Source organism: Exiguobacterium sp. LL15, assembly GCF_024436095.1.
Taxonomy (GTDB): Bacteria; Bacillota; Bacilli; order Exiguobacteriales; family Exiguobacteriaceae; genus Exiguobacterium_A; species Exiguobacterium_A indicum.
Window position 1 is genome coordinate 1 of sequence record NZ_JANFNX010000007.1, and the last position, 7,909, is coordinate 7,909.

The window sequence follows — 7,909 nt, forward strand, 5'->3', positions numbered from 1 at the left end:
GGGGGCTTCCCCCTGTGAGGATAGGACGTTGCCAGGCACTTGACCGATCTGCAGATTGCAGGTCGGTCTTTTTGTGTTATGTGAAACTTCAGACTGTTCTGATTATTGGTCGAGTCATTGACATGACACCCTCTGCTTGTTACCATAACATCAATATTCTTTTATAAAAGAGAAAGCGAGTGGATAACATGTGGGAGAACAAATTTGCTAAAGAGGGTTTGACGTTTGATGACGTCTTACTCGTACCCCGTCGTTCGAGTGTCTTGCCGCGCGACGTTGATTTATCTGTCACGCTATGTGAAGGGATCACACTTAATATTCCGTTGATCAGTGCTGGGATGGATACCGTCACAGAAGCACCGATGGCAATCGCAATGGCACGTCAAGGTGGTCTTGGTGTCATTCATAAGAATATGTCAATGGAAGAACAAGCAGAACATGTCGATCGCGTCAAACGTTCTGAAAATGGTGTCATCACGAATCCGTTCTATTTGACGCCAGAGCGTCAAGTCTACGATGCTGAGTATTTGATGAGTAAGTACCGCATCTCTGGTGTTCCAATCGTTAATAACGAAACAGAGCGTAAATTAGTAGGGATTTTGACGAACCGTGATCTTCGTTTCGTCAAGGATTACTCGACTGTCATTGAAACGGTGATGACGACAGAAGAACTCGTGACAGCAAAAGTTGGTACGTCCCTTGCTGAAGCAGAACAGATTCTCCACAAACATCGCATCGAAAAGTTACCACTCGTTGATGAGAACGGTGTATTAAAAGGGTTAATCACGACAAAGGATATCGAAAAAGTCGAACAGTATCCACATGCTGCGAAAGATCAGTTCGGACGTTTACTCGTCGCAGCAGCTGTCGGCGTAACGAAAGACGCTTCGACACGTGCAAAGTTCCTTGTCGATGCAGGTGTCGATGCACTCGTCGTCGATACGGCACACGGTCACTCAGAAGGTGTTCTTCTCAAAGTACGTGAACTTCGTGAAGAATATCCAAACTTACCAATCATTGCGGGTAACGTTGCGACGGCAGAAGCAACACGCGATTTAATTGAAGCCGGTGCATCCGTCATCAAAGTTGGTATCGGACCTGGTTCAATCTGTACGACACGTGTTGTCGCAGGCGTCGGTGTACCACAAATCACAGCCGTCTTCGATTGTGCGACAGAAGCACGGAAACATGGTGTCTCGATCATCGCTGACGGTGGCATCAAGTATTCTGGAGATATCGTAAAAGCACTTGCTGCTGGCGGTCACGCTGTCATGCTCGGAAGCTTACTTGCAGGAGTAGAAGAGAGCCCAGGTGAGATGGAAATCTACCAAGGACGTCAATTCAAAACGTACCGTGGTATGGGTTCTGAAGCATCGATGAAACGCGGTAGCCAAGATCGTTACTTCCAAGAAGCAGACAAGAAGTTCGTTCCAGAAGGAATCGAAGGACGTGTCGCTTACCGTGGTAAACTCGGCGATTCGGTGTACCAACTCGTTGGTGGTATTCGTTCAGGTATGGGATACTGTGGCGCTGCAACGTTAGAAGAATTGCGTGAAGAGACACAGTTCATCCGTATGACGGGCGCTGGTTTGCAAGAGAGCCACCCGCACGATATTCAAATTACAAAAGAAGCATCGAACTATACACGTCAATAAACAAAAGCCTCGTCTTTCTCTAGTAGAAAGGCGAGGCTTTTTTCATGATGATTTATGCAAATCCCACGCGTCCATCAACAATCGTAATCCTTCCATCAACTCTTGCTCAGAGAGACTCGCAAATCCAAGGACGATTTGAGGTGTACCAGAGAGAAGCGGTAACTGGGCATATTGAGAAAGACCATATACTTGGATGCCTTGTTGTTGTGCCCGCGTTACGAGCTCCGGCTCCGTCATCCCGTTCGCTACGGAAACGACGACATGGAGTCCCGCACTTTCGCCGGTCAATCGTAAGGCAGGAATCCGGCGAAGTGATTGGATTAAGACGTCGAGCTTGCGACGATAGACTTTACGCATCCGGTTGAGATGTCGTTCAAAGTCGCCCTCTTTCATGAAGCGCGTCAAGATCGTTTGATCGAAGCGCGAGACACTACAGGTATAGTGTGATAGTTCTGTTTGATACCGAGCGCGTAAGACTTCGGGTAAGACCATATAACCGATCCGTAGTGAAGGCATGAGTGATTTTGAGAAAGTACTCATGTAAATGACACGATTGCTGTCCATGTTGTGCAAAGACGGAATCGATTTACCGCTGTAGCGGAATTCGCTATCATAGTCGTCTTCGATGATAAAACGGGTCGGATCCATCGCCGCCCAGTTCAACAACTGATGTCTTCGGTTGACGGATAAGATGCTACCGGACGGAAATTGATGTGCCGGTGTGACATACATGACATCGACGTTTGATTCCTGTAAGTGATCAATCCGTAATCCATTCGCATCAACACGAATCGGTTCAATCATGCGTTCATGATTTTCAAGTAAGAGGCGTGTCGTATGATAACCGGGATCCTCGATACCGTACGTGACGTCGCGTCCCAGTAAGAAGAGGACGAGCGGCAACAATTGCTCGACACCTGAACCGACGACGATTTGTTCAGGAGAACAGACGACACCACGGGAATGATAGAGATAGGTCGCAATCTCTTCGCGTAGCGCTAGATCGCCTTGCGGATGACCGAGTGAGACAAGTGGGTGGTGATCGGTATCGATGATATCTTTGGCATACTTTCGCCAACGAGCGAACGGGAAAGAGATCCCTTCAATCTTACTTGGATGAAAATCATATGTGATGATTGGTTTTTCTTTAGTGACACGTGGTTCGATGACGGGTGAGGTTTTAACGTAAGCGAGTTCCTCATAGGCAAGAACGAAGTAACCTTTACGTGAGATGGATTCGACATATCCTTCTGCGACGAGTTGTTGATAAGCAAGCTCAATCGTCGTTTGACTTAAGTTCAAAAATTGACCGAGTTTTCGTTTAGATGGTAATTTCGTGCCGTATGCTAAACGACCGGCAATGATTTCATTTCGGATCTGTTGATAAAGTTGTTCATAAAGTGGTTTTTCCTGATTACGCGTGAGTTGAAATGATAGCATGTCCATCTCGTCTGACTCCTTCTTCGTAAACTGACCTGTTGAAATCATCATAAACTGATACTTTTAAAAGTGTCAACGTTCCGTATACTAAAGGAGTGAAAGTCAACCAAGGGGGAATGGATATGGAACGTCAACAAGGAACGGATCGTGTCAAACGTGGAATGGCTGAAATGCAAAAGGGTGGCGTCATCATGGATGTCGTCAATGCGGAACAAGCGAAGATTGCGGAAGCAGCAGGTGCTGTTGCAGTCATGGCACTTGAACGTGTCCCGTCTGATATTCGTCGTGACGGAGGCGTCGCACGAATGGCAGATCCATTGATTACGGAAGAAGTACTCGGAGCGGTCTCAATTCCCGTCATGGCAAAATGCCGGATTGGTCATATCGTCGAAGCACGTGTTCTCGAATCGATGGGGGTCGATTTCATTGATGAGAGTGAGGTCCTGACTCCGGCAGATGAACAATATCATTTACTGAAGTCAGAGTTCACTGTGCCGTTCGTCTGTGGCGCACGTGATCTTGGGGAAGCCGCTCGTCGCATCGCCGAAGGAGCCGCGATGATTCGGACGAAAGGCGAGCCTGGGACTGGGAACGTCGTCGAAGCTGTTCGCCATATGCGACAAATTCAAGCACAATTGAATCAGATTTTACATGTCAGTCCAGATGAATTGATGACATTTGCGAAAGAATGGGGTGCTCCGTACGAAGTATTACGTGATATTCGGACACAGGGACGTCTACCGGTCGTCAACTTTGCAGCCGGGGGAGTCGCGACACCAGCTGATGCCGCACTCATGATGCACCTAGGGGCAGATGGTGTCTTCGTCGGATCAGGGATCTTTAAATCAGAACATCCAGAACGTGTCGCTCGGGCGATTGTCGAGGCCGTTACGTACAAAGATGATTTTGAACGGATCGCGTCTTTATCCAAAGGACTCGGAACAGCAATGAAAGGAATCGATGTCACATCGATGCCGTTTGAGGAACGGATGGCGACACGCGGATGGTAATCGGTATTCTTGATGTTCAAGGTGCGGTCCGTGAACATCGACAGCAACTTGAAGGTCTTGGTGTCGATGTCGTTCTCGTCAAACAAGCGAGCGATCTCGAGAAACTGGATGGACTTGTCTTACCAGGAGGCGAATCGACCGCGATGCGTCGATTGATCGAACGCTATGAATTACTGGAACCGCTTCGGGAAAAAGCGGCGACGTTACCGATGTTCGGAACATGTGCCGGAATGATTCTACTCGCAACCGCTATCGAAGCAGGACAAAGCCATCTCAACGCGATTTCGATGACGGTCCGTCGGAATGCTTTCGGTCGACAAATTGATTCATTTGAAGGATTGCTACCGGTTGAAGGAATTGAGGAACCAATTGAGGCAGTGTTCATTCGAGCACCATTGATTCTGTCTGTCGGGGAAGGAACACGAGTGATTGCGAAAGTCGAAGAGCAGATCGTTGCTGTCGAGACATCGCTACACCTCGCGTGCTCGTTTCATCCTGAATTAACGGAAGATAATCGTTTACATCAGTATTTTTTACAAAAAATCAAACAGCGGCAATCCGTCCGTTCATAAAGCGTGGAAGCATCTGACAGTCTCTACTGTCGGATGCTTCTTTTGTGCTACACTATTCGTACAATGAATGATTAAGTGAGGGAGAGACACGATGAAGCGAATCTTGCTACTCTGCTTGAGTATACTGATGCTCACAAGTTTTCCTATGACGGGACAAGCAGCACCTTTGATTCAAGCAGAGTCTTACATATTGGCCGATGCGGTCACAGGGAAAATCCTCCTTCAATCGGAAGCGGATGTTTCTCTACCACCAGCTTCGATGACGAAGTTGATGACGCTTTACCTCGTCCGGCGACAAATCGAACTCAAAAAACTGACGTGGGATCAAAAAATCATACCAAGCAAGAAAGTCTTAAAACTAGCAAAAACGTCTGGTATCACTCGTGTACCAGTAAAACCCAAAACATATACGGTTCGCGAAATGTATAATGCGGCGTTCATTCAATCAGCTAATGATGCAGCGGTCATGCTAGCCGAAATCGTCGCTGGTTCAGAAGCGACGTTCGTTGAAAAGATGAATGAGACAGCAAAACAGTTCGGAATGAACGACACGGAGTATGCGAACGCGTCTGGACTTGATGCTGTCGATGCGACCCTTCCAGGAACGAATTTGATGACAGCGACCGATATCGCGTTACTTGTCATCCGTTATATCAAGGATTACCCGGATGTCCTCGATGTGACGAGCAAAGCACAGATGAAACTCGATGGAGAAGTCTTGAACAACTCGAATAAGATGCTAGCGAAGGAAAAATTCGCATATGCTGGCATGCGAGGAATGAAGACGGGAGTGACCGATTTAGCTGGTTACTGTTTTGTTAGTGTGACGACACGAGATAACATGACGCTTGTTACAGTCGTGATGCGAACGGATTCGGATCAAGCCCGTTTTCGGGAAACGAAAAAACTACTCGATTATGGCTTTGCGACGTTCGAACCACTAACGTATTACGGAAAAGGAGAACGGATTAAAGACGTTCTTCCGATTAAAGGGGCAACCGTCCGTAAGCTAGATGTCGTCACGGAGGGCTCATTGTATGTGACGGTATCGAAGCGAGCATCGACACGGGAACCACGGTTTGATTTCTCTAAAACGACGGCACCCGTCACAAAACAAGAAGTCGTCGGAACGGTGCAAGTCGCGGATGACGGTATATATCTACCTGGTTTTGAAACACCACGTGTGAATTTGTATAGTGCAACTGCCGTTCAACTCGCAAGTGTACCGACGCGTCTCGTCCGCGCTTGGACGGCTTGGTCGAAGCGAATTGAGCAAGCGATTCAACAATCGGCTCTTGTCAACCTCCAAGGCGATGGTGTAAAGTAAAGCTAATCTCATAAAGATGCTATGAACGGACCAAGTAGATATATCGATACTGTTAAGAGAGCTAGTGGGTGGTGTGAACTAGTCAGATCGATGGATTGAATCGAGCCGGATCGCACACCTTGCGAACAAGGTGCGGGTACGCCCGTTATCGCGTCTTAAGTTGGCTAGATGTGTCTAGCAATGAGGGTGGCAACGCGGATCCAGGTGATTCGTCCCTTTTCGGTAGGAATACCGGAAAGAGACGAGTCGCCTTTTTTTTATGACATAAAGGAGGAATTACAGATGATTGATATTAAACGATTACGCCAAGATTTTGACGCCATTCAAGAGAAGTTAGCGCACCGAGGAGAGGACTTGACGGACATGAACCGTTTCCTCGCACTTGATGAGAAACGTCGAGAATTAATTGCGCGGACAGAAGTATTGAAAGCAGAACGAAATGAAGCAACGAAAAAAATCGCTGAACTGAAACGTAATAAGGAAAATGCAGATGAAGCGATCGCTGCGATGCGAAGTGTCGGAGACGAAATCAAGACGCTTGACGACGAGTTACGTGAAGTCGAAGCGACATTGAACCAGCTGCTCCTTGGTATCCCGAACATTCCACATGACAGCGTACCAGTCGGTTCTTCTGAGGACGATAACGTCGTCGTGCGTGAAGTCGGGGACAAACCAGCGTTTGATTTCGAAGCAGTTCCACACTGGGATTTGATGGAGCAATTAAAAATCGTCGACGTCGAGCGTGCCGGAAAAGTCACAGGTAGCCGTTTCGTCTTTTACCGCGGAGCGGGTGCGCGTCTTGAGCGGGCATTGATTAACTTCATGATGGATCTTCACCAAGATCAGCACGGCTACACAGAAATCTTACCACCACTTATGGTCAACCGTGACTCTATGACAGGAACAGGACAATTGCCGAAGTTCGAAGAGGATGCATTTAAAGTCGAAGAAACGAACTACTTCCTCGTACCGACAGCAGAAGTTCCGGTGACGAACATGCACCGTGAAGAAATCCTAACAGCTGATCAGTTACCGATTGGTTATGCAGCGTACAGCCAATGTTTCCGTTCAGAAGCAGGTTCTGCCGGACGCGATACACGTGGATTGATTCGCCAGCACCAATTCAATAAAGTTGAGCTCGTTCGTTTCGTCAAGCCAGAAGAGTCTTACGAACAACTCGAATTGTTAACGGGACAAGCGGAAACAGTCTTGAAAAAGCTGAAGCTGCCGTATCAAGTATTGAGCATGTGTACAGCTGATCTCGGGTTCACGGCTGCGAAGAAATACGACATCGAAGTCTGGATGCCAAGCCAAGGCGTCTACCGTGAAATCTCTTCTTGTTCAAACTTTGAAGATTTCCAAGCACGCCGGGCGCAGATTCGTTTCCGCCGCGAAGCGAACGCAAAACCAGAATTCGTTCACACGTTAAACGGTTCTGCCCTTGCAGTTGGTCGGACAGTAGCTGCGATCTTAGAGAACTACCAGCAAGCGGATGGATCAGTTGTTATTCCAGAAGTACTTCGCCCATACATGGGTGGTCTTGAAGTGATTCAAGCTTAAGTCAGAAGGGGGAGTATTCCCCCTTTTTGTATTTTAAAAAGTTTTTTTAGAAAAGGTCTTTACACGTTAAAAGGCAGATGCTATCATAATTAATGTCAGGAAAACAACCGAATCATAACATTGTTACGAGAAGTACGGAGGCGTACTCAAGTGGTTTAAGAGAACGGTCTTGAAAACCGTCAGGCGGCGAAAGCCGTGCGTGGGTTCGAATCCCACCGCCTCCTCCATTTTTATTTTTTTGACAACGACATGCACGTTTTATAGCTTGGAGGCGTACTCAAGTGGTTTAAGAGAACGGTCTTGAAAACCGTCAGGCGGCGAAAGCCGTGCGTGGGTTCGAATCCC

At 47.5% G+C, this 7,909-nt stretch carries 6 protein-coding genes, 1 tRNA gene and 1 other annotated feature; of the genes, 6 read left to right on the top strand and 1 reads right to left on the bottom strand.

The window, feature by feature from the left end:
- Positions 1-188: 188 nt before the first annotated feature.
- Entirely contained in the window at positions 189-1,655 is a 1,467-nt protein-coding gene (gene guaB / locus NOM72_RS15990) for an IMP dehydrogenase (RefSeq protein WP_029343029.1), read from the top strand.
- A gap of 42 nt (positions 1,656-1,697) precedes the next feature.
- On the opposite strand, the gene pdxR is transcribed toward guaB, so the two are convergent.
- The gene (gene pdxR / locus NOM72_RS15995; RefSeq protein ID WP_369792081.1) at positions 1,698-3,146 is read right to left on the bottom strand and encodes a MocR-like pyridoxine biosynthesis transcription factor PdxR; all 1,449 of its coding nucleotides are present in this window, start codon (positions 3,144-3,146) and stop codon (positions 1,698-1,700) included.
- Between the two features lie 71 nt (positions 3,147-3,217).
- Here pdxR and pdxS point away from each other — a divergent pair, with 71 nt between their 5' ends.
- The 5 genes from pdxS (at position 3,218) to NOM72_RS16020 (ending at position 7,791) form a co-directional block, all read left to right on the top strand.
- Positions 3,218-4,105 (top strand): pyridoxal 5'-phosphate synthase lyase subunit PdxS, encoded by an 888-nt coding sequence (gene pdxS / locus NOM72_RS16000; protein ID WP_023469872.1) that lies wholly within the window; start codon positions 3,218-3,220, stop codon positions 4,103-4,105.
- Positions 4,099-4,677 carry a pyridoxal 5'-phosphate synthase glutaminase subunit PdxT gene (pdxT, locus tag NOM72_RS16005; protein ID WP_023469873.1) on the top strand — a complete coding sequence of 193 codons (579 nt, stop codon included), beginning with the start codon at positions 4,099-4,101 and terminating at the stop codon, positions 4,675-4,677. Before pdxS ends, pdxT begins: the two co-directional genes overlap by 7 nt.
- A gap of 127 nt (positions 4,678-4,804) precedes the next feature.
- A complete protein-coding gene (locus tag NOM72_RS16010; RefSeq protein ID WP_235147610.1) occupies positions 4,805-6,004 on the top strand; it encodes a D-alanyl-D-alanine carboxypeptidase family protein in 1,200 nt (399 codons plus the stop codon).
- Between the two features lie 12 nt (positions 6,005-6,016).
- Positions 6,017-6,224: a binding site (T-box leader), on the top strand.
- 62 nt (positions 6,225-6,286) lie between these two features.
- Positions 6,287-7,564 carry a serine--tRNA ligase gene (gene serS / locus NOM72_RS16015; protein WP_023469875.1) on the top strand — a complete coding sequence of 426 codons (1,278 nt, stop codon included), beginning with the start codon at positions 6,287-6,289 and terminating at the stop codon, positions 7,562-7,564.
- A 136-nt stretch (positions 7,565-7,700) separates the two neighbouring features.
- Positions 7,701-7,791, top strand: a tRNA-Ser gene (locus NOM72_RS16020).
- The last annotated feature ends 118 nt before the right edge of the window (positions 7,792-7,909 follow it).